The sequence below is a fragment of the Gibbsiella quercinecans genome (genome assembly GCF_002291425.1).
In the GTDB taxonomy this organism is placed as follows: domain Bacteria; phylum Pseudomonadota; class Gammaproteobacteria; order Enterobacterales; family Enterobacteriaceae; genus Gibbsiella; species Gibbsiella quercinecans.
The window spans coordinates 3,021,287-3,042,181 of record NZ_CP014136.1 but is presented as its reverse complement, the minus strand read 5'-3'; the positions used below and the strand labels follow the sequence as shown (position 1 = coordinate 3,042,181).

The following is a 20,895-nucleotide window of genomic DNA, read 5'->3' as shown; positions in this document are numbered from 1 at the left end:
GTAGTAGGTATTAACCCGATTTAATCAGAATATTCATATTCCATGGCGCCCATTCGCGGCCGGCGAGTGTGATATACTGCCTCTCCAAGGGCCCAGCTGCAGCTAACAGTGTTTCCCCACCTGATGCCAACGGCCCCTTGAATGTAAAGGTTTAGTCAATTTAAGATGTTGGCTAAACCATCATCTTGGTCGGGTGTCTGAGTATCGTAACGCTATAGAACGGCTTCTTAATGCGCTACAAGTTTCTGCTCCCTATATTGCATAAAAGAGTCGATATGAAGCGTACGCAAGCTTTCCAAGCAGCCCTGCTGCACCCCCGCTACTGGCTGACCTGGTTTGGCCTTGCCATCCTTTTCCTGCTGGTCCAACTGCCTTACCCGGTGCTTCATCGCCTGGGCATCTGGCTTGGCCGCACCTCAATGCGTTTCCTCAAGCGCCGCGTCGCCATCACCCGCCGTAACCTGGAGCTGTGCTTCCCGGATATGGAGCCGCAGCTGCGCGAACGCAAAGTGGTGGGCAACTTTGAATCCCTCGGGATGGGGCTGCTGGAAACCGGTATGGCGTGGTTCTGGTCTGATAAGCGCGTTAAACGCTGGTTCAATGTCTCCGGCATCAACCACCTGAAAGTGGCGCAGCAAGACGGCCGCGGCGTACTGGTCATCGGCGTGCATTTTATGTCGCTGGAGCTGGGCGGCCGGGCAATGGGGCTATGCCAGCCGATGATGGCCATGTATCGCCCGCACAACAACAAGGCGATGGAATGGGCGCAAACCAAAGGCCGTATGCGCTCCAACAAAGCCATGCTGGACCGTAAAGATCTGCGTGGCATGGTGCATGCGCTGAAACGTGGCGAAGCGGTATGGTTCGCCCCCGATCAGGACTACGGCCCGCGCGGCAGCGTGTTTGCCCCGCTGTTTGCCGTCGATCAGGCCGCCACCACCAGCGGCACGTTTATGCTGGCCCGCATGGCCAAGCCGGCGCTGGTGCCGGTGGTGTTAATCCGCCGTGAAAACGGCAGCGGCTATGATCTGCTGATTCAACCGGCGCTGGAAAACTACCCGATGACCGATGAAATAGCCGCCGCCGCCTACATGAACAAAGTGGTGGAAAAAGAGATTATGCGGGCGCCGGAACAGTATATGTGGCTGCACCGCCGCTTCAAAACCCGCCCGGTCGGCGCCCCGTCGCTGTATTAATTCCCCGCTATCGCCCCCGCTGCACCGCCGGGGGCTGTTGCCTTTGCAACGCGTTACCCACCACGTATCCATCACGCCGAACGGCATTTCACATCGCTTGATTTTCCCACCACCAACGCCATATCAATCCGCACCAAAATACAGCAGCCGCTGCGTCAACGCCTGTTCTTAGTGCATACCCATGCACTCTTAAGCACTACTTCTTCATAGGTAGCTTGAATAATCAGACTCCTGCAATTCTGGCATCTTGTTTGCTAAGCACTCTTTGGCATTACTTCCATAGATTTTGAGAAGGTGCGCCCTACTGCACCAGTAACAACAATCAGTGCAATTCGCTTACAGGACGCTTTATGAAAAAACTAATTATCTCTACGCTGGCCGCTACGGCCACATTATTCGCTATTACAGGACAAGCGCACGCCGGCGCCACATTAGACGCCATCAAGAAAAAAGGTTTTGTCCAGTGTGGTATCAGCGATGGGCTGCCCGGCTTCTCTTATGCCGATGCCAGCGGCAAATTCTCTGGGATTGACGTTGATCTGTGCCGCGGCGTCGCCGCAGCGGTATTTGGCGATGCCGAAAAAGTGAAATATACCCCGTTGACCGCCAAAGAGCGTTTCACCGCGCTGCAATCCGGCGAAGTGGATATCCTGTCGCGCAACACCACCTGGACATCGTCACGCGATGCCGGCATGGGGATGATCTTCGCCGGGGTTAACTATTACGATGGCATCGGCTTCCTCACCCACCAAAAAGCCGGGTTGAAAAGCGCCAAAGAACTGGACGGCGCCACCGTCTGTATCCAGGCCGGCACCGACACCGAACTGAACGTCGCCGACTACTTCAAAGCCAACAAGATGCAGTATACGCCGGTCACGTTTGACCGCTCCGACGAGAGCGCCAAAGCGCTGGACTCCGGCCGCTGCGATACGCTGGCCTCCGATCAGTCGCAGTTGTATGCATTGCGCATCAAGCTCGGCAAGCCGGATGAGTTTATCGTACTGCCGGAAGTGATTTCTAAAGAGCCGCTGGGGCCGGTGGTGCGCCGCGGTGACGAAGACTGGCTGTCGATCGTGCGCTGGACGCTGTTCGCCATGCTGAACGCCGAAGAGATGGGCGTCACGTCGAAAAACGTCGACCAACTGGCCGCCAAGCCCACCACGCCGGATATGTCGCACCTGCTGGGGCATGAAGGCACCTACGGCAAAGATCTGAAGCTGCCTAACGACTGGGTGGTCAAAATCGTTAAACAGGTCGGCAACTATGGCGAAGTGTTCGAACGCAACGTCGGCATGGGTAGCGAGCTGAAAATCAAACGCGGCCAGAACGCGTTGTGGAACCAGGGCGGCATCCAGTACGCACCGCCAGTGCGTTAATTCCCCGCTTAGCGTGTAGCGCCCGGCAGGGGGGAAACCCCTGCCGGCACAGTCCTGGTTAACAGAGGTTTATATCATGTCCCCACGCCCAACCGTTAAAAGCGACCTGTCGCTGACTAATCCCGCGGTTCGCGCCTGGCTCTACCAGATCATTGCTCTGGTGGCTTTAGTCGCCTTCGGCGGCTATTTAATTCACAACACAGTGACCAACTTATCCCATCGCGGGATTACCTCTGGTTTCGCCTTTCTGGATAACCCCGCCGGCTTCGGCATCGTGCAGAGCCTGATCGACTACCAACAGGGCGACAGCTATGGCCGGGTGTTCCTGGTCGGGCTGATGAACACGCTGTTGGTTTCTGCGCTTTGTATCGTTTTCGCCTCGCTGCTGGGGTTTTTCGTCGGCCTTGGCCGCCTGTCCGACAACTGGCTATTGCGCAAACTTTCTACCATCTACATTGAAACCTTCCGCAATATTCCCCCGCTGCTGCAGATCTTTTTCTGGTATTTCGCCGTGTTGCGCAACCTGCCCGGCCCGCGCCAGAGCATTGATGTGTTCGGCAGCCTGTTCCTGAGCAACCGTGGGTTGTATATCCCGGCGCCGATCGCCGGTGAAGGCATATACGCCTTCCTGGCGGCGGTAGCAGTGGCCATTGTCGCCATCCTGGCGCTGCGCCGCTACAACCACCACCGCCAGATCCACACCGGGAAGATCCGGCACACCTGGCCCTATGCCCTGCTACTGCTGATCGGCCTGCCGGCGCTGGCCCACCTGCTGTTTGGCGCGGCCCTGCACTGGGATATACCGGAACTGCGCGGCTTTAACTTCCGCGGCGGCCTGGTGCTGATCCCGGAGCTGGCGGCGTTGACGCTGGCGCTGTCGGTCTACACCTCATCGTTCATCGCCGAAGTGATCCGCTCCGGTATTCAGTCGGTGCCTTCTGGCCAGCATGAAGCGGCGCGCTCGCTCGGGCTGCCCAACCCCGTCACGCTGCGCCAGGTGATCCTGCCGCAGGCGCTGCGGGTGATTATCCCGCCGCTGACCAGCCAATACCTGAACGTGGTGAAGAACTCATCCCTGGCAGCCGCCATCGGCTACCCGGATATGGTGTCGCTGTTCGCCGGCACGGTGTTGAACCAAACCGGCCAAGCGATAGAAACCATCGCCATCACCATGTCGGTCTATCTGATTATCAGCCTGACGATTTCGTTGCTGATGAATATTTATAACCGGCGTATCGCGCTGGTTGAGCGCTAAGGGAACTTCATGACGATGACACTGCATTCCCATACCGCCGTTCCGCCCAACCGCCTGCAATTGGCGATCGCCTGGGCGCACCGCAACCTGTTCTCCAGTTGGGCGAACAGCCTGCTGACGCTGTTCTGCCTGTGGCTGATGTGGGTGCTGATCCCGCCGTTGCTCAACTGGACGATCTTCGACGCCAACTGGCTGGGTAACAGCCGCACGGATTGCACCCGGGACGGTGCCTGCTGGGTGTTCGTTCATGCCCGTTTCGGCCAGTTTATGTATGGCCTGTACCCCACCGATGAACGTTGGCGCATCAACCTGGCCCTGCTGATCGGGCTGCTTTCCATTGCCCCGATGTTCTGGAAAGCCATGCCGCGCCGTGGGCGCTATATCGCCTGCTGGGTGGTGGCTTACCCGATTGTGGTGTGGGTGCTGCTGTATGGCGGTCTGTTCGGCCTGCCGCTGGTTGAGACGCGCCAATGGGGCGGCCTGACGTTAACGCTGATCATCGCCGCGGTCGGCATTGCCGGCGCGCTGCCGCTGGGGATCCTGCTGGCATTGGCGCGCCGCTCAACGCTGCCCATCGTGCGCGTGCTGTCGGTGGTGTTTATCGAATTCTGGCGTGGCGTGCCGCTGATTACCGTGCTGTTTATGTCCTCGGTGATGCTGCCGCTGTTCCTGGCCGAAGGCACCAATATCGATAAGCTGCTGCGGGCGCTGGTCGGGGTCATCATGTTCCAGTCCGCCTACGTGGCGGAAGTGGTGCGCGGTGGGCTGCAGGCGCTGCCGAAGGGGCAATACGAAGCCGCGGAATCGCTTGGGCTGGGCTACTGGAAAACCCAGGGGCTGGTGATCCTGCCGCAGGCGCTGAAGCTGACGATCCCCGGCTTGGTCAACACCATCATCGCGCTGTTTAAAGACACCAGCCTGGTGATCATTATCGGCCTGTTCGATCTGTTCAGCAGCGTGCAGCAGGCAACGGTCGATCCGGCCTGGCTGGGCATGTCGACCGAAGGCTACGTGTTTGCCGCCGCCATCTATTGGGTTTTCTGTTTCAGCATGTCGCGTTACAGCCAGCATTTGGAAAAACGCTTTAATACCGGACGTTCCAACCACTGAGGTCAAGCATGAATAACACTACTACCGCCGGCGAAAAAATGATGATCACGCTGGACAACGTCAACAAGTGGTACGGGCAGTTCCACGTATTGAAAGACATTAACCTGCAGGTGCGCCCCGGCGAGCGCATCGTGCTGTGCGGGCCATCCGGCTCGGGCAAATCCACCACTATCCGCTGCATCAACCATTTGGAAGAGCACCAGCAGGGCAAGATCACCGTGGATGGGATCACGTTGGACGGCAATCTGCGCAACATCGAGCGGGTGCGTACCGAGGTCGGCATGGTGTTTCAGCACTTTAACCTGTTCCCGCACCTGACGGTGTTGCAAAACTGCACGCTGGCGCCATGCTGGGTGCGCAATATGCCGAAGAAAGAGGCGGAGGAGCTGGCGATGCATTATCTGGAGCGGGTGCGGATTGCCGAGCATGCGATGAAGTTCCCAGGGCAGCTGTCCGGCGGCCAGCAACAACGTGTGGCGATTGCCCGTTCACTGTGCATGAAGCCGAAGATCATGCTGTTTGATGAGCCCACCTCTGCGCTGGATCCGGAAATGGTGAAAGAAGTGCTGGATACCATGATTGGGCTGGCTAACGACGGTATGACGATGCTGTGCGTAACCCATGAGATGGGTTTTGCCCGCACCGTGGCCGACCGGGTGATCTTTATGGATCGCGGTGAGATCGTGGAACAGGCACCGCCACTGGAGTTCTTCAGCAATCCGAAATCAGAACGCACCCAAGCGTTCCTGGCGCAGGTGATTCACTAATCTCCCCTCACCCAACCCTCTCCCAATGGGAGAGGGCTTAATTCCGTGCGCGCTGCCAGCCACGAGCGCCTGCTCTGGGCTGCCGCAGAATAACTGCGTACTGCCAACGTGCGCGATCTCTCCCCTCTCCCTGTGGGAGAGGGTTAGGGTGAGGGCAGGGGCGAAGGCGAGCAACCCCGTCACCACATCAATTGCCCAATCATCGGTGCGGAAACCACGGTGATAATCCCGGCCAGCATCATCACCAGGCTGGACACCACGCCCTCCTCCGGCCCCATTTCATAGGCCCTGGCAGTGCCCGCGCCGTGCGAAGACGCCCCCAGCCCGGCGCCTTTCGCCAGGCGGCTGCGCACCATCAGCCGCAGGAACAGAAGATCCCCCACCGCCATGCCGAACACCCCGGTGATCACCACAAACAGCGCCACCAAATCCGGCTGGCCCCCCATCTGTTTGGCCGCTTCCAGCGCGAACGGCGTGGTAATCGAGCGCACCGCCAAACTGCGCTGCACCGCTTCGGGCAGCGTCATCAAACGCGCCAGCCACACCGAACTGTAAACGGCCACCAGCATGGAAGTGACCACGCCAACGCTCAGCGACAGCCAATGGCGGCGGATAATATGCAGGTTTTCATACACTGGCACCGCAAAGGCAATGGTGGCCGGGCCAAGCAGCCACAGCAGCCAGTGGGTTTCCCCGAGGTAATCCTGGTAGGAGACATGGGTGATCACCAGCAGCAAAACCAACACCAGCGGCGTCAGTACCAACGGCATCAGCAACAAGTTCCGGCGGCGGCGGTACAGCACCTTGTTGGCGAAATACAGTGCCAGCGTTAGCGCAAAGCAGGCCAGGCTGATCATAAAATCACTCATTGCCGTTTACGCCTCTGTAGCCAGATTTCAAACCGATACACCCGATCGACCACCAGCCCGGTGGCGCCCAGCGTCAACATGGTGCTGACGGCGATCACCAGAAAAATCTTCCAGCCTTCCACCATCAGCAACTGCGCGTAATTCACCACCGCCACCACCGCCGGGACAAAGAACAGCAGCATTTCCGCCAGCAGCCAGCGTGAGCCGGCTTTCACCCAGTTCAACGGCAAAATGCGCAGCAGAATCAACGCCAGCAACAGCATCATGCCGATGATGTTGGCCGGCAGCGGCAGATGAAAGTGCTGCACCAACCGATCGGCGATCACAAACAGCACCGCGTACAGCACCACCTGAACCGGCACCTGCAGGCGGCTCAACAGGGAAGGCGCCGCTGGGCGTAACGCCAAAGACATGGCAAACCACCTCAAATTCCATCGAAAAAATCAGAAATAACAGTATACGTAGCCAAGAAACCAGAGATGAAATGAATTAAAATTATCAACATCATGCCGGACGGGAATAGTTTCTCACCGGTATTGCCCATCAGGAGAACCTACCGTGGATGTCCGCACCCTGCGCTATTTTGTTGAAGTGGTCCGCCAGCAGAGCTTTACCCACGCGGCGGAAAAGCTGTTTGTGACCCAGCCGACCATCAGCAAGATGCTGCGCCACCTGGAAGAAGAGCTGGAATGCACATTGTTGATCCGCGAAGGGCGCAGGCTGCGTTTGACCGACAGCGGCCAGGCAGTGTATCAGCGTGGGCTGGCGATCCTGGATGAGTTCCGCCAGTTAGAAACCGAGCTGGACGATATCAGCGCGGTCAAAAAAGGCGTGTTGCGCCTAGGCATTCCGCCGATGGTGGGCCGGCAGATCGCCGATTTAATCCGCCAGTTTCGCCAGCGTTACCCCGGCATTGAGCTGCGTATTTCCGAACTGGGTGGCCTGTCAGGCGAGCAGGCAGTCATCGCCGGCGAGCTGGATCTGGCACTGACCGCCTACTCACCCGATTCCGAACAACCGCTCACCTTTCTCCCCCTGCTGGAACACCCGATGTGCGTCGTGGTGCCGCGCACCGCGCACTGGCAAAAGCGCACCGCCATTGATATTAGCGAATTGGCCAACTCGCCGATCCTGATTTATAACGAAGACTTCGTGCTGTACAAGATGCTGATGGCGGCGTTCCGGCGGGCCGGGATCGAGCCGCAAATCGCCGTACGCAGCGGCCAGTGGGATTTTTTGGCTTCCATGGTGCAGGCCGGCGTGGGCATCGCCATGCTGCCGGAGCCGGTGTGCCGGTGGCTGGATAAAGACAGCCTGCTTTGGCTGCCGCTGGCGCCGCGTATGGCCTGGAGCGTGGGGCTGATCTGGCGCCAGGGCAGCTACCTTTCCCACAGCGCACAAGCGTGGATCGCCTGCTGCCGCGATATCTACCCGCTGGCCAAATAGCCCGGCGCAAACAACAAGGGCCGCTCACGGCGGCCCCTGCGATAATACCCGGCGTCTACCCTTCGCGCTCTACCAGCAGCGCTTCGAGTAGATCTAGATCGTGCAGCAGTTTTTGCAGCGTTTCATTGCTGATCTTCTGCGTGGCGCGCAGGTGATACAGCTCGCCGCGCTCTGCACGCAGCGCCGTCAGGCGGAAACGCCGCTCCAGATTCTCCAGCGCCAGCGCATTTTCGATATCGTCCTTGCTGGCGATACGCCGCCGCAGCGTACCAATCACCCGTGAACTGATCTCTTTTAGGATCTGCGGGTCGATATTCTCTTCGCTGTCGGCCGCCAGCCGCTCTTCCATTTTGTGAATGCTCTCAATCGCCACTTCCGCCGCCATGGCGATCGCCATACGTTCTTCGCCTTTGCTGACGCTAACGTCCGCCACCTGCACGCCGCGCAACAGCAACGGCAGCGCCAGCACGCCGATCACCAACGACAGCAGGATCACGCCGGCGGCGATAAACACCAGTTGGTAACGCGCCGGGAACGCCGAGCCGTCGCTCAACAGCAGTGGGATAGAAAGCACACCCGCCAGCGTGATGGCGCCGCGTACGCCGGCAAATGACGCTACCCACAGCTCACGGGTGGTATAGCTGCCGAACAGCAGCGGGCGTTTCTTCAGAAAACGCCGGCTGGCCCCCTTCATCAACCAGAGCCAGCTGAAACGCAGCAGCAACAGCGCGGCGTAGATCACCGCCACATCGGTAAACAGGTACCAGGTTTCAATCGTCGGATCGAGTTCGGCCTGCAGGATGGAGGTTTCCAGAATGCCCGGCAACTGCAGCCCCAACATGATGAACACCATGCCGTTGAAGACAAACTCCAACATCGCCCATACGCTGTTGGCGCGCAGGCGCATCGCCAGCGGCGCATTGCGGATAACGCCAGACTGGCTGATGGTCATCCCTGCCGCCACCGCCGCCAGGATGCCGGATACGCCGATATGTTCCGCTATCAGATAGGAGGCGAACGGCAGCAGCAGCAGGAACACGATCTGCGTCGCCGGATCGTCCCCGCTCCAGCGGCTCATCATGCGCAGCGATTTACTGTAGGTCCAGGTGACCGCAACCCCAGCCAGCAGGCCGCCAATCGCCACCTTTAAGAATTCCAGCGTGGCGCCGCCGACGGTAAACACCATGGTGCCCATCGCCACCGCAATGGCAAACTTCAGCGAAACCAGGCCCGACGCGTCGTTCATCAACGCTTCGCCTTCCAGCACGCCCATGATGGTTTTCGGGATACGCCCTTTGCCGACTATGCCGGACAGCGCCACGGCATCGGTCGGTGAGAGCACGGCAGCCAGCGCAAACGCCGCCACCAGCGGGATGCCCGGCACCATCGCATAAATCAGGTAGCCCACGCCAACCACCGTCACCAGCACTAAGGCCAGCGCCAGCCCAAGGATCTCCCGGCCGTGGTGAATAAATTCACGCGTTGGGGTTTTCCAGCCGTCGGCAAACAACAGGGGCGGGATAAACAGCACTAAAAACAGCTCGGGATCGAAATCGACATGCAGCCCAAAATGTGGCCAGGCCAACAGGGCCCCAATCGCAATCTGCATTAACGGCAACGGCACCTGGAACGGCAACATGCGCGTTACCACCCCAGACAGCGAAACCACCAGGATCAAAATGAGGATTGTAAAAAAGATTTCCATGCTTTCCTTAGACTCTACGGTTCAAACTACCAAGGCGTGTTACCAAAGTATCTGCCGATGATAGATCACTTTTTTTACAGTGGATAAAACTTGTTGTGCCTTTCAGAAAGGCCTGAGGGGAAATACGCCACGGCGGCGGCGCATATCAAGGATAATGTGCCGCCGCCGGGTTGCCCCGCCGGGAACGGCGGGGGAAAAGCAAACTCAGATCGCCCAGCCGCCGGCATAGAATGCCACCAGCGCCACCGCGATCAACACCGTGCCGATGTTCAGCTTGCGCCACTCGCCGGCGAAGATGCGGCCAATCACCAGCGCGCTAAAGCCCAGCATAATGCCGGTAACGATATTGCAGGTCAGTACGATAAACACCGCGCACAGCAGGCCGGCCATCGCATCCACAAAGTCGTTGAAATCCAGCTTGGTTACGTTGCTCAGCATCAACAGGCCCACGTACATCAGCGCAGGCGCCGTCGCATAGGCTGGCACCAGATAAGAGAGCGGCGACAGGAACAGGATCAGCAGGAACAGGATGCCAACCACGGTGGCCGTCAGGCCGGTTTTGCCGCCCGCTGCGGTGCCCGCGGCGGATTCGATGTACACCGCTGCCGGCGAAGCCCCCACCAGGCCGGAGAATATGCTGCTTAGGGAGTCGGAAGTCAGCGCCTTGCCACCGCTGATGATCTGCCCGTCTTTATCCAGCAGGTTCGCCTGCCCCGCCACGGCGCGGATCGTGCCGGTGGCGTCAAATATCGCCGTCATGACCAGCGCCAACACGCTCGGCAACACCACCGGCTGCAACGCCCCCATGATGTCCAGGCTGAAGATCAGCGAGTTACCGTTGGCATCCGCCAGGCTCGGCATCGCAAACAGCCCCTGATATTTCACCGCCGGATCGAAGATCAAGCCGATAATTGAAATCGCGATAATCACCAGCAGGATGCCGCCAGGCACCCGCCGCTTTTCCAGCCCGAAGATCGCCGCCAGCCCCAGCAACGTCATCACCACCGGGAAAGAGGTAAAGGCGCCGAGCGCCACCGGCAGCCCGTCCAGCGGATTTTTTACCACCAGGCCAACGCCGTTGGCGGCGATCAGCAGCAGGAACAGGCCGATACCGATGCCGGTGCCATGCGCCACGCCCATCGGCAGGTTACGCAGGATCCAGGCACGGATGCCAGTCACCGAAATCACGGTGAACAAAATCCCCATCAGGAACACCGCGCCCAGCGCTACCGGAATGCTGATATGTTGGCCCAGCACCAGGCTGAAGGCAGTAAACGCCGTCAGCGAAATGGCACAGCCAATCGCCATCGGCAGGTTGGCCCACAGCCCCATCAACAGCGAACCAAAACCGGTGACCAGACAGGTGGCGACAAACACCGCCGTGGGGGGAAAACCCGCCTTGCCAAGCATGCTCGGCACCACGATCACCGAGTAGACCATCGCCAGAAAGGTGGTTAACCCGGCCACCACTTCCTGACGCACGTTACTGCCCCGTTCTGAAAGTTTAAAAAATGCGTCAAGCCCGCCTTTCGGCTGAGAATTCGACATATGCTTATCCCCTGTAGTCATCCCGACCATTGTTATACCCTTCATACTTCAAGTTGCAGGTATGTTGGCTTTCCTTGCTCACCCCAGTCACTTACTCCAGTAAGCTCCTGGGGATTCGCTGCGTTGCCGCCTTCCCGCAACTCGAATTATTTTGGGTATATATGGCCTTATTGTTTCCGCGTTGAGCCATGGCGAACCGCCGTTGCCAGGTTTCACCCCACACTTTTCCCTAACGCCGCAACATGCAGCGCGAAAAAAGCAAACGTTTTAGCGTTTAACGCCTGGTGCGCGTCATTTATGATGTTTTATGCAAAGCAAACGATTATCCAACCTTCCGCACCGTCTAATCAATGAAAAACAGCGACAAAATAGGCACAAAGGCATTAATGCTAATCATCAGCGAAAATGTGGGCTTTGTCACATAAATAATCGATGGATAGCAGCCTGAAACGCGCCCCTTCCAACGCCCATCTCGGGATAAAGGATTGGCGTTGGCAATGTTGGGTTAACGCGGCAATTCAAACGGGCCGCCCTGTTGCAGGGCGCGTTGATAAGCGGGGCGGGCATGGATGCGTTGCAAGAAATCGCTCAACTGCGGGCAACCGTTCAGGCCGCCGCGCGCCGCCATCGCTTCGATAGGAAAGCTCATCTGGATGTCGGCGGCGCTGAAGTCATTGCCGACAAACCAGGCGCTTTTGGCCAGGTGCTGTTCAAGATAAGCGCGGTGGCCGGCAATCTGTTTATCCAGGTATTCACGCTGAACCCCTTTGCCGATAGCGCCCGCCAGCGGGCGCATCAGCCAAGGCATCGGCGGGTGATCCAAACGGCCGAACACCAGTTTCATCACCAGCAGCGGCATTAACGACCCTTCAGCATAATGCAGCCAGTAGCGGTGCTGCTGGCGCGCGTGAAAGTCGGTGGGCATAAACAGGCCCTGCGCATCATAGGCCTCTTGCAGGTATTCAATGATGGCGCCCGATTCCGCCAGCACCAAATCGCCATCCTCAATCACGGGCGACTTGCCCAGCGGGTGCACCTTTTTCAGCGCCGGCGGCGCCAGCATGGTCACGCTATCGCGCTGATAGCGCTGCACCTGGTACGGCACGTTCAATTCTTCCAGGAACCACAGAATACGCTGCGAACGCGAGTTGTTCAGGTGGTGGACAATAATCATAGCGACACTCCGGTTAGTTGCCGCCCCGGCGAGACGTGGTGATAGGGCCGGGGTATAACGCGGCGCCAGTGAATTACGGGCAGCAGGCGCCCGCCAGTTGTAAGCGTAGTGGCGATCCCGGTATCCCGCCATGATCAAAGCCCAATGCGCATTAATCAGTCAATTAATTTGACAAATTAACTCAAAACTCTCCGATTTCCTCCGCCCAGCCAGAGGGCTATTATTCAACACATCGAGAGGAAACGCCCTCTCATCTAACAAACAAGCCAAGGAATTTATCATGAAAAGCATCAAAATTTTTGTTACCACACTGCTGCTGACCACCGCTTCTTTTGCCACTGTCGCCGCCGACCACATCAGCAGCCAACCGGCTGAAGGCGCGCAAAAAATCGGCGTGATTTCCGTCACCGGCGCCTCCAGCCTGAGCTCACTGGAAAGCGAACTGGCCAGCAAAGCCGCCGCATCCGGCGCCAGCGCCTACCGCATCACCGCTGTCGGCGGCCAGAACAAACTGTACGGCACCGCAGAAATCTTCAACTAATGACTAACCCCGCCAGGTTATTCAAAAAAATGCCAGCCAGCGCCGCCTGCCTGGCATTTTCTTTAGCTCACCCCACCTGCCGGTCATCGCCTCAAAAACAGCGGCGCCATGTTGCCTCTCACTGGGTGTAACCTTGCGGGTGACGGGACTGCCAACGCCAGGTATCCCGCGCCATGTCGTCAAGATTACGGGTTACCCGCCAATTCAGCTCCCTCTCGGCCTTGCTGGCATCCGCCCAATAGGCAGGCAGATCGCCCTCGCGACGCGGAGCAAAATGGTAACTGATGGGTTTACCGCAGGCGTTGCTGAACGCGTTAACCACCTGCAGAACGCTGCTGCCGACCCCGGCGCCCAGGTTATAAATATGCACGCCGGGTTTACCCGCCAGTTGCTGCATCGCGATAACGTGGCCGTCAGCCAAATCCATCACATGAATATAATCACGCACACCGGTGCCGTCCGGCGTGGGATAGTCATTGCCGAACACCGCCAGCGACGCCAGGCGGCCTACGGCAACCTGTGCGATATAGGGCATCAGGTTATTCGGAATGCCCTGCGGATCTTCCCCCAGATCGCCCGAAGGGTGCGCGCCAATTGGGTTGAAATAACGCAAGATGGCAATGCTCCAGGCTGGCTGGGCGTGGTGCAGATCGGCCAGTATCTGCTCCACCATCAGCTTGCTTTTGCCGTAGGGGCTTGTTGGCGTGCCGGTCGGGAAGCTTTCAACATAGGGAATGTTCGGCTGATCGCCGTACACTGTGGCGGAAGAGCTAAAAATCAGGTTGTTGACGTTGGCGGCGCGCATCGCGCAAAGCAGGCGCAGCGTACCGTTAACATTGTTATCGTAGTACTCCAGCGGCTTGACGGCCGACTCGCCCACCGCTTTAAGGCCCGCAAAATGGATCACCGCCTCAATGGCATAATCACCCAGCATTTCCGCCACCAAGGCTTGGTGACGAATATCGCCTTCCACAAAGATGGCCCGTTTGCCGCCGAGGCGCTCGATGACCGGCAACACGCTGCGTTTACTGTTGGAAAGATTATCAAGAATGATAACGTCGTGGCCCTGCTGCAATAATTGTACGCAGGCATGGCTCCCTATGTAACCGATACCACCCGTAACCAACACCTTCATAAGGTACTCCTTTAGCGTATTTAATGCGCTAAAAATAGCATGGTCGGCAGGTAAAAAGTGTGAAGCTGACGATATTAATGTAATCGCTTACAGCGCTGTGCGTCACCACGGTGGGCCGCTTTCAGCCAGGGACCCTGTCATTGAGGTGCGCCATTCCCTTTGGCGAAGACCATGCGGCGCGGCTTTTACCGGCTAAGTTGATGCGCAATCGCCTGCAACTGTTCGGCAATCGCCTGCAGATTGTTGCCGGACTCCCGTTTTGGGCCGGTTGATTGGCGCACAATCAGCTGGGCCGGCAGGATCGAAGAGCTTCTCGACACTTCATTCTCGTTGGAATCAAGAATACGGCGCACCGCTTCTTTTCCCTGCAAATCCAGATCCAAGGAGACTGTGGTCAGCGCCGGGTGAAAAAAAGAGCTTTCATAGGTGCCGTCATACCCCACGATGGACTTTTCGCCCGGTATTGAAATTTGGTGCTGGTGGAACGCGCTGAGCACGCCGAGCGCCATTTGATCGTTCGCCACCAGTACGGCGCTAAAACCGGGGGTTTCCCGCAGCATCTGCAACGCCCCAACGTAGCCACTCTGCGCGTCCCAATTCCCGTATACCACGCTGGCCGGTTCCAGGCCGTAACCGGCCAGCGTTTCCAGCCAGCTTTTGAGCCTTAACTTCGCCGACACGGAGCTTTCCGGCCCCGCCAGCAGAGCGATATCGCGGTGCCCCAGATCATAAAGGTACTTGACGCTGGCACGCGTGCCGTCCGCAGGATTGAAAGAGACATTAAACACGGCGCTATAAGGATCAACGTCGAGGAACAGGCAGACAATATCGTCGTTATCGGTGGCGATTTTTTGCGCCAAATTCGTCTCTAGCGGGACGTTAATGATAACCTTATCAACCAGCTGAGACTTGAGTTTGTTGATTGATTTTTGGATATTTTGATTGACGCTCTCATCAATCATCGAAATAAGCACCTCGTATCCTTCAATGTTCGCATAACGCTTTATCGCCGCGGCGACCTGCGAAGGCGCATGCAGCGCCAGCGATGTCGTCACCAGGCCAATGGTCTGGCTTTGCTTGCCGACCAGTTGCTGAGCCAGGCGGTTTGGCACATAGCGCAATAGCTCTATGGATTTCTCGACCTTGCGACGCGTGGCTTCCGACACATTCGCCGATTTATTAAGCACCCTGGATACCGTCTGGTAGGACACACCCGCATGACGGGCCACATCTTCTAATGTTGCGCTTTTAGACTTCATGATCCGGTTCCTTGTGTTGTCATGCATTGATTGTAACAGGGGCCATTAAAAAAAACGCTCACTGCCCGTTCCAGTGGCAAAAATCAGACACAAAAGTACTACGCTCACATTTCGATAATTCACGAACAAACTCGCTAATCCTGACAAAATCGACGCATTTATTTGCACTTAATCACAATATCTTAATCATCAATTTGCCTGTTTTTACAATTAGGCATTCTATGTCATCAATCATGTGAACGTAATACAAACGATAAGAGGCTACTATGAACACAACCCTACGCGCCGCATCCATTGCGTTAGCGACTACACTGGCTTCACCTTCACTGCTCGCTGCCGCAAACCCTATCGATTTTCATGGTTACCTGCGCTCCGGCGTCGGCGTCTCACGCGATGGCGGTATGGAAGAGTGGCAAAAAAATAAGCTTGGCCGGCTGGGCAATGAAGCGGATACCTATGGCGAACTGGAGCTGGGCTCCGAGGTGTATAAGAAAAACGATGTCAGTTTTTATCTCGACAGTATGGTCAGCATGGTGTCCGACGGCTCGAACGATAACGAAACCACGTTCGGGGATGATGCCGAATTCGGCCTGCGCCAGTTGAATCTGCAAATCAAAGGGCTGATCCCCGGCGATCCCAACGCGGTGATTTGGGGCGGGAAACGCTACTATCAACGCCACGATCTGCACATTATTGATACCAAATACTGGAACATTTCAGGTTCCGGCGCCGGGATAGAAAACTACACGTTCGGCCCCGGTGCCATTTCCGTGGCCTGGATCCGTGGCGATGCCAATGACGTCGACTACCGCGTTGATGGCGATAGCAATGTCAATATCAACTACATCGATCTGCGCTATGCGGGTTGGAAACCCTGGAATGGCGCCTGGACGGAATTCGGCATTGATTACGCCATGCCGAACCCGACCAATAAACAAAAAGCCTACGGCGGGCTTTATGATGCCGACAATGGCGTGATGCTGACCGGCGAAATCAGCCAGGATATGCTGGGCGGTTACAACAAACTGGTTCTACAGTATGCGAACAAAGGGCTGGCACAAAACATGGTTTCGCAGGGTGGCGGCTGGTACGACATGTGGAACTATGTCAATGATGCGACAGGCTACCGTGTTATCAACACCGGCTTGATTCCCATTACAGACCGGCTGTCATTCAACCATGTCTTGACCTGGGGCTCGGCTGACAATATCACGCAGGATACAGACAAATCGCGCTTAATCTCGCTGGTCGGGCGGGCACAATATCAATTTACCGATTATGTGCGCCTGATTGGTGAAGCCGGCGGTTTTTACCAAAAAGATACCAATAAAGATGGCTCGCACTACAAACAAAGCGGCGAGAAATATACCATTGCCTTAGGCTTGGCTGACGGGCCGGAGTTTATGTCGCGCCCAGAACTGCGCGTGTTCGCGTCTTATCTGAATGATTCGGAAAATGGCAAGTCGTTCCAGGACGGCACCGCCAATAACACCTGGAACTTTGGCGTACAGGTTGAAGCATGGTGGTAATTGTTCTGCATTAGTCTCATTCATGGCATACGTTGATACCCTTCATACTTCAAATTGCAAGTGTGTTGGCTTTCCTGCGAATCGAATTATTTTGGGTATATTGCTACACATCGGAACGCTATTTCCTCGCCGCCTGGTCATTTAGGGAAACAATACGGGCTAACCCATTAGCGGTTATCCCGTATTCTTTATTAGCTTGCGGAAAAATGCTCTTCCAATAATTTACGCAACGCATCAGATTGTTTACCAAAAATAGCATGCACCTGTTGGCCAAGAATAATCACGCCCAATGCCCCTTCTGTCTGCAACGCCGCCGAATTTACCAGGGAAAGATTTTTCACCGTTACCCGCAGGCGGGTAATACAGGCATCGACGTTTTCGATATTCGCATCGCCGCCGAATGCGGTGACCAATCGCTGGATCTGTTGCTGCTCCGATTCGCTAAGTTTTACCGCCGGTTTAGCCGGTGAAAAATAGTGCAGAAATGATTTAACACTGACCATAATTAACTCCTCATTTTCTTCAGATAAGAAAACGCCTGTTATAAAAACAGGCGTACAAATGCGCTATACCCTCATACTTCAAGTTGCAGGTGTGTTGGCTTGGTTACTCGGCCCATCTACGGGGCCAGCGCTAGCGCTGTTCAAAAACGCTTTTGCGTTTTTGTCCTGCAACTCGAATTATTCTGGATATAATTATGCTTTACGGCTAACAATCCGGCAGCCCCAGGGCGCCAGAACCACCTCTCCGCTAATGGCTTGCCGATCAATACAATCCGTGTACCCCGCCGGCAGCGTGAGCGTTTGTGGTTGTACGGTAAAATTCTGGATAAAGACAAACGCCGTTTCACCATCGGTACGCGCGGTGGCGACCACGCCAGGCGGGAAGTGGCTTTCCACCGCGCGCGGCAGCCGAAGCGCATCAATGATGTGGCCGAAGAAATCACGCTGGAAGGCCAAATCGTTGCGTGAAGCCACATACCAGGCTTTGCCCTTGCCAAAGAGGTTCACAGTCACCGCCGGCTGGCCGGCATAAAAATCCGAACGGTACGTTGCCAGCGCCTGGGCGGCTTCCGTATGAATCAAATCACACAGATGGCGGGCCTGATACGGCCCCTGAAGGCCGGCGGTATTGCCTGCCAGCCCCTGAACCAGGTTGTGTTCCCCCTCGCCCAGGCAGTCAATCTCTTCCGCCCAGATCCCTAACAAATTGCGCAGCGGCCCCGGGAAGCCACCGAGATGGCAAAGATCTGATTCATTCACGATCCCGCTCCAGTAAGTCGCCACAAAGTGGCCGCCGGCGGCGACAAAGGCTTCCGCGCGTTCGGCAAAGCCATCGCGCACCATATACAGCATCGGAGCGATCACCAGCTGATAGTTGGCCAGATCGCAATCGGCATTGATCACGTCAACGGCAATGCCCTGTTCCCAGAATGGCCGATAGTGTTCGACGACCGTGTTTTCATACTCCAGCCCCAAATTGCGCGGCCCCTGCGCATCATCCATCGCCCAGCGGTTTTCCCAATCGAAAATAACGGCCACTTTGGCTTCGGTACGGCAGCCGACAACCCCTTGTAGCCGGCTCAGTATGTCGCCCAGTTTGCTGACTTCCCGCCCGGTGCGGGTATCGATATGGCCCACATGATCAACCACCGCGCCGTGGAATTTCTCTACCGAACCCCGGCTTTTACGCCACTGAAAATACTGCACCGTATCCGCGCCGTGCGCCACCGCCTGCAGCGATGAGAGAATGTGCATACCCGGTTTTTTCAACTTACTGGTCGGTTGCCAGTTGGTCACGCTGGGCGTCGACTCCATCAATGCAAACGGCTTGCCCTGTTTCAGGGTGCGCATCAGGTCATGATACATGGCGGTATAGCAGGCAAGGGTGGTTTCGTCCTTGTCGCGATGCCACATGGGGTAACTGTCCCAGGAAATAAAATCTAACGGCTCCGCCAGCTTCCAATAGTCGTAGTCGTAGAAATACTCCATAAAGTTGGTGGTCACCGGCAAATCGGCATTGGCGGCTTTCAGCGGGGCGATCTCATGCCGGCAAAAATCGGTGACCTGGGCGGTATTGAAACGGCGCCAGTCCAAATTCAAGCCATGAATGGAAATTTCGCCCTGCGGCGCCGGCGATTCAATCTGCTGCCAATCGCTGTAGGTATGGCTCCAGAAGGTGCTCCACCAGGCATGATTAAGCGTATCCAGCGTCTGATAGCGCGCCTTCAGCCAGCCACGGAACTGCGCCTGGCAGCGTTCGCAGTGGCATTCGCCGCCATATTCATTGGAAACATGCCAACCCAACACGGCGGGATGATGCGCATAGCGTTCCGCCAACAGGCTGTTGATTTTTAATGTTTTATCACGATAAACCGGCGAGCTCATACAGTGATTATGGCGCCCGCCGTGCAAGGCGGGCACGCGATCGCGGCCCACCCGCAACACCTCGGGGTATTTCTGCGACATCCAGGCTGGCCGGGCGCCGCTTGGCGTGGCAAGAAACACGTGAATACCGGCCTGATAGAGCTTATCCAAAATGGTATCCAACCACGCAAACTCAAATACGCCTTCCTGCGGTTCAAGCTTTGCCCAGCTAAAAATCCCCACGGACATGACGTTGCAATTTGCCTGCTGCATCATCGCAATGTCTTTATCAATAATATCCGGATAGTCTTCCCATTGTTCAGGGTTATAGTCTGCGCCATGCAATAAGGCATTGACCTTCAAACTTAAAGGCAAAAATTTATTCATAATGAAAACCCTAAGACTTACGACAATTAATTAAATACTTTTACCGATGGCAGCACTTTCCCCTGGCAATTAAAAAGCGCCTGATTTTCCCGGGCATTGCCCTCTTTCCATTGGTCATCAATATATTTCATACCGGCCGGCGTGGCCCAGGTATTCCCCGGCACCGCTATCCATGTAGGCTCCCAATAAAAAATCCCTTTGCCGCGCTGGCCGGGAACATTGATAACGGCCTGCATAAGATCGTGAATATAATCATATTGGCCCTGCACCGTTGCCGGATATCCCCCCTCTTTCTCTTCCTTTTGTTGAAAACTGTTTTCCGCGTTGTCGCAATTTTCCAGCGTATAACCATAGGCCGCTTCAACGACGATAACATCTTTGTTATAGCGTTTACTGATGTCGTCCATATTGGCCTTCAACGCGCTAATTGGGCCGTTCCAATAGGTGTACATGGAAAGGCCGATCACATCGAACGGTACATTGCGGCGGGTAATTTCATCGAACCACCAGCGGAAAACATCGTTTTTAGTGCCCTCCGCCAAGTGCAGCATAATTTTCACCTGCTCACCGCCGGTAAGATTCTCTTTCAGGCCGGCAATGGCGGCATTAAGCAAGCCAGCCACGCGATCAAACTCCCCCCCGCCCTGCCCCCAGCTTTTGCCTTCCGGCCACAGGATACCGCCGTTGATTTCATTGCCGATCTGCACCATATCCGGCAGCATGCCCTGTTGTTTAAATTGGGCGATGGTCGCGCGGGTATAATCATGGATTGCCGTTTTCAACTGTGCATAATCCATGTTGGCCCAGGCTTTCGGTTTAAATTGCTTGCCGGGATCGGTCCAGAAATCGCTGTAATGAAAATCCAGCAAGAGCTTCATGCCCTGTGCCTTGGCCCGTTTTGCCAGGGCCAGCGTGGTCGCCAGATCGTTATCGCCGCCGCCATAACCTTGCCCCGCCGCATCTTGCGGATCCACCCACAGGCGCAAACGGACATAGTTCACGCCGTTTTGGCGCAAAATAGCGATCGCATCCCGTTGCTGATGATTTTCGTCATAAAATTTCGCGCCGTGCTTTTCCGCATCCAGCAAGGTGGAAATATCCGCCCCCTTAATAAAATCGGCGGGCATATTGGCAAATGGCCGCGTGGCGATCGCTTCCGCCGCATACGCGCTGGCGGAAAAACTACAGCTCAGACACACGGCAAGCAGAGCAGGTGTGAATCTTTTCATGCG

18 protein-coding genes are annotated in these 20,895 nt (G+C 56.4%); 8 read left to right on the top strand and 10 right to left on the bottom strand.

The window, feature by feature from the left end; translation table 11 throughout:
* Window positions 1-275 precede the first annotated feature (275 nt).
* The 5 genes from lpxP (at window position 276) to ACN28Q_RS14145 (ending at window position 5,704) form a co-directional block, all read left to right on the top strand.
* Entirely contained in the window at window positions 276-1,196 is a 921-nt protein-coding gene (gene lpxP, locus ACN28Q_RS14165) for a kdo(2)-lipid IV(A) palmitoleoyltransferase (RefSeq protein WP_095846924.1), read from the top strand.
* A 350-nt stretch (window positions 1,197-1,546) separates the two neighbouring features.
* Window positions 1,547-2,572: an amino acid ABC transporter substrate-binding protein gene (locus ACN28Q_RS14160; protein WP_095846923.1), complete on the top strand. Its 1,026-nt coding sequence runs from the start codon at window positions 1,547-1,549 to the stop codon at window positions 2,570-2,572.
* Window positions 2,573-2,648: 76 nt separating this feature from the next.
* Complete coding sequence (locus ACN28Q_RS14155) at window positions 2,649-3,827, top strand: amino acid ABC transporter permease (RefSeq protein ID WP_095846922.1); 1,179 nt, start codon at window positions 2,649-2,651, stop codon at window positions 3,825-3,827.
* A 9-nt stretch (window positions 3,828-3,836) separates the two neighbouring features.
* The gene (locus ACN28Q_RS14150; protein WP_095846921.1) at window positions 3,837-4,937 is read left to right on the top strand and encodes an amino acid ABC transporter permease; all 1,101 of its coding nucleotides are present in this window, start codon (window positions 3,837-3,839) and stop codon (window positions 4,935-4,937) included.
* A gap of 8 nt (window positions 4,938-4,945) precedes the next feature.
* Window positions 4,946-5,704 carry an amino acid ABC transporter ATP-binding protein gene (locus ACN28Q_RS14145; RefSeq protein WP_165907063.1) on the top strand — a complete coding sequence of 253 codons (759 nt, stop codon included), beginning with the start codon at window positions 4,946-4,948 and terminating at the stop codon, window positions 5,702-5,704.
* Between the two features lie 179 nt (window positions 5,705-5,883).
* Here ACN28Q_RS14145 and ACN28Q_RS14140 read toward each other — a convergent pair whose 3' ends face one another.
* Together ACN28Q_RS14140 and ACN28Q_RS14135 are read right to left on the bottom strand one after the other, a co-directional pair.
* Entirely contained in the window at window positions 5,884-6,573 is a 690-nt protein-coding gene (locus tag ACN28Q_RS14140) for an LrgB family protein (protein WP_095846919.1), read from the bottom strand.
* A complete protein-coding gene (locus tag ACN28Q_RS14135) occupies window positions 6,570-6,986 on the bottom strand; it encodes a CidA/LrgA family protein (RefSeq protein ID WP_095846918.1) in 417 nt (138 codons plus the stop codon). The genes ACN28Q_RS14140 and ACN28Q_RS14135 overlap by 4 nt, the downstream gene beginning before the upstream one ends.
* Before the next feature lie 145 nt (window positions 6,987-7,131).
* Between ACN28Q_RS14135 and ACN28Q_RS14130 the strand changes: the two genes are divergently transcribed.
* Window positions 7,132-8,019, top strand: coding sequence for a LysR family transcriptional regulator (locus ACN28Q_RS14130; RefSeq protein ID WP_095846917.1), 888 nt, complete (start codon window positions 7,132-7,134; stop codon window positions 8,017-8,019).
* Window positions 8,020-8,074: 55 nt separating this feature from the next.
* On the opposite strand, the gene ACN28Q_RS14125 is transcribed toward ACN28Q_RS14130, so the two are convergent.
* From ACN28Q_RS14125 to ACN28Q_RS14115, 3 genes are all read right to left on the bottom strand, one after another.
* Entirely contained in the window at window positions 8,075-9,724 is a 1,650-nt protein-coding gene (locus ACN28Q_RS14125; RefSeq protein ID WP_095846916.1) for a Na+/H+ antiporter, read from the bottom strand.
* A 204-nt stretch (window positions 9,725-9,928) separates the two neighbouring features.
* Window positions 9,929-11,272 (bottom strand): NCS2 family permease, encoded by a 1,344-nt coding sequence (locus ACN28Q_RS14120; protein WP_095846915.1) that lies wholly within the window; start codon window positions 11,270-11,272, stop codon window positions 9,929-9,931.
* Between the two features lie 505 nt (window positions 11,273-11,777).
* Window positions 11,778-12,446, bottom strand: coding sequence for a glutathione S-transferase family protein (locus ACN28Q_RS14115; protein WP_095846914.1), 669 nt, complete (start codon window positions 12,444-12,446; stop codon window positions 11,778-11,780).
* A 280-nt stretch (window positions 12,447-12,726) separates the two neighbouring features.
* Between ACN28Q_RS14115 and bhsA the strand changes: the two genes are divergently transcribed.
* Window positions 12,727-12,987, top strand: a complete 261-nt coding sequence (gene bhsA / locus ACN28Q_RS14110; protein WP_095846913.1) for a multiple stress resistance protein BhsA — start codon at window positions 12,727-12,729, stop codon at window positions 12,985-12,987.
* 118 nt (window positions 12,988-13,105) lie between these two features.
* On the opposite strand, the gene galE is transcribed toward bhsA, so the two are convergent.
* Both galE and ACN28Q_RS14100 read right to left on the bottom strand, forming a co-directional pair.
* Window positions 13,106-14,122: a UDP-glucose 4-epimerase GalE gene (gene galE, locus ACN28Q_RS14105; protein WP_095846912.1), complete on the bottom strand. Its 1,017-nt coding sequence runs from the start codon at window positions 14,120-14,122 to the stop codon at window positions 13,106-13,108.
* 185 nt (window positions 14,123-14,307) lie between these two features.
* Window positions 14,308-15,381 carry a LacI family DNA-binding transcriptional regulator gene (locus ACN28Q_RS14100; protein WP_095846911.1) on the bottom strand — a complete coding sequence of 358 codons (1,074 nt, stop codon included), beginning with the start codon at window positions 15,379-15,381 and terminating at the stop codon, window positions 14,308-14,310.
* Window positions 15,382-15,647: 266 nt separating this feature from the next.
* Here ACN28Q_RS14100 and ACN28Q_RS14095 point away from each other — a divergent pair, with 266 nt between their 5' ends.
* Window positions 15,648-16,910, top strand: coding sequence for a maltoporin (locus tag ACN28Q_RS14095; protein WP_095846910.1), 1,263 nt, complete (start codon window positions 15,648-15,650; stop codon window positions 16,908-16,910).
* Window positions 16,911-17,101: 191 nt separating this feature from the next.
* Here ACN28Q_RS14095 and ACN28Q_RS14090 read toward each other — a convergent pair whose 3' ends face one another.
* The 3 genes from ACN28Q_RS14090 to ACN28Q_RS14080 form a co-directional block, all read right to left on the bottom strand.
* Window positions 17,102-17,413, bottom strand: coding sequence for a PTS sugar transporter subunit IIB (locus ACN28Q_RS14090; protein WP_095846909.1), 312 nt, complete (start codon window positions 17,411-17,413; stop codon window positions 17,102-17,104).
* Between the two features lie 192 nt (window positions 17,414-17,605).
* Window positions 17,606-19,663, bottom strand: a complete 2,058-nt coding sequence (locus tag ACN28Q_RS14085; protein ID WP_095846908.1) for a beta-galactosidase — start codon at window positions 19,661-19,663, stop codon at window positions 17,606-17,608.
* 26 nt (window positions 19,664-19,689) lie between these two features.
* Window positions 19,690-20,892: a glycoside hydrolase family 53 protein gene (locus ACN28Q_RS14080; RefSeq protein ID WP_095846907.1), complete on the bottom strand. Its 1,203-nt coding sequence runs from the start codon at window positions 20,890-20,892 to the stop codon at window positions 19,690-19,692.
* Between the last annotated feature and the right edge of the window lie 3 nt (window positions 20,893-20,895).

Excerpts from the sequence above, each read along its gene's own strand:
- lpxP (WP_095846924.1), top strand. The coding sequence starts at position 276 with ATGAAGCGTACGCAAGCTTTCCAAGCAGCCCTGCTGCACCCCCGCTAC.
- ACN28Q_RS14160 (WP_095846923.1), top strand. The coding sequence starts at position 1,547 with ATGAAAAAACTAATTATCTCTACGCTGGCCGCTACGGCCACATTATTC.
- ACN28Q_RS14155 (WP_095846922.1), top strand. The coding sequence starts at position 2,649 with ATGTCCCCACGCCCAACCGTTAAAAGCGACCTGTCGCTGACTAATCCC.
- ACN28Q_RS14150 (WP_095846921.1), top strand. The coding sequence starts at position 3,837 with ATGACGATGACACTGCATTCCCATACCGCCGTTCCGCCCAACCGCCTG.
- ACN28Q_RS14145 (WP_165907063.1), top strand. The coding sequence starts at position 4,946 with ATGAATAACACTACTACCGCCGGCGAAAAAATGATGATCACGCTGGAC.
- ACN28Q_RS14140 (WP_095846919.1), bottom strand. The coding sequence starts at position 6,573 with ATGAGTGATTTTATGATCAGCCTGGCCTGCTTTGCGCTAACGCTGGCA.
- ACN28Q_RS14135 (WP_095846918.1), bottom strand. The coding sequence starts at position 6,986 with ATGTCTTTGGCGTTACGCCCAGCGGCGCCTTCCCTGTTGAGCCGCCTG.
- ACN28Q_RS14125 (WP_095846916.1), bottom strand. The coding sequence starts at position 9,724 with ATGGAAATCTTTTTTACAATCCTCATTTTGATCCTGGTGGTTTCGCTG.
- ACN28Q_RS14120 (WP_095846915.1), bottom strand. The coding sequence starts at position 11,272 with ATGTCGAATTCTCAGCCGAAAGGCGGGCTTGACGCATTTTTTAAACTT.
- ACN28Q_RS14115 (WP_095846914.1), bottom strand. The coding sequence starts at position 12,446 with ATGATTATTGTCCACCACCTGAACAACTCGCGTTCGCAGCGTATTCTG.
- bhsA (WP_095846913.1), top strand. The coding sequence starts at position 12,727 with ATGAAAAGCATCAAAATTTTTGTTACCACACTGCTGCTGACCACCGCT.
- galE (WP_095846912.1), bottom strand. The coding sequence starts at position 14,122 with ATGAAGGTGTTGGTTACGGGTGGTATCGGTTACATAGGGAGCCATGCC.
- ACN28Q_RS14100 (WP_095846911.1), bottom strand. The coding sequence starts at position 15,381 with ATGAAGTCTAAAAGCGCAACATTAGAAGATGTGGCCCGTCATGCGGGT.
- ACN28Q_RS14095 (WP_095846910.1), top strand. The coding sequence starts at position 15,648 with ATGAACACAACCCTACGCGCCGCATCCATTGCGTTAGCGACTACACTG.
- ACN28Q_RS14090 (WP_095846909.1), bottom strand. The coding sequence starts at position 17,413 with ATGGTCAGTGTTAAATCATTTCTGCACTATTTTTCACCGGCTAAACCG.
- ACN28Q_RS14085 (WP_095846908.1), bottom strand. The coding sequence starts at position 19,663 with ATGAATAAATTTTTGCCTTTAAGTTTGAAGGTCAATGCCTTATTGCAT.
- ACN28Q_RS14080 (WP_095846907.1), bottom strand. The coding sequence starts at position 20,892 with ATGAAAAGATTCACACCTGCTCTGCTTGCCGTGTGTCTGAGCTGTAGT.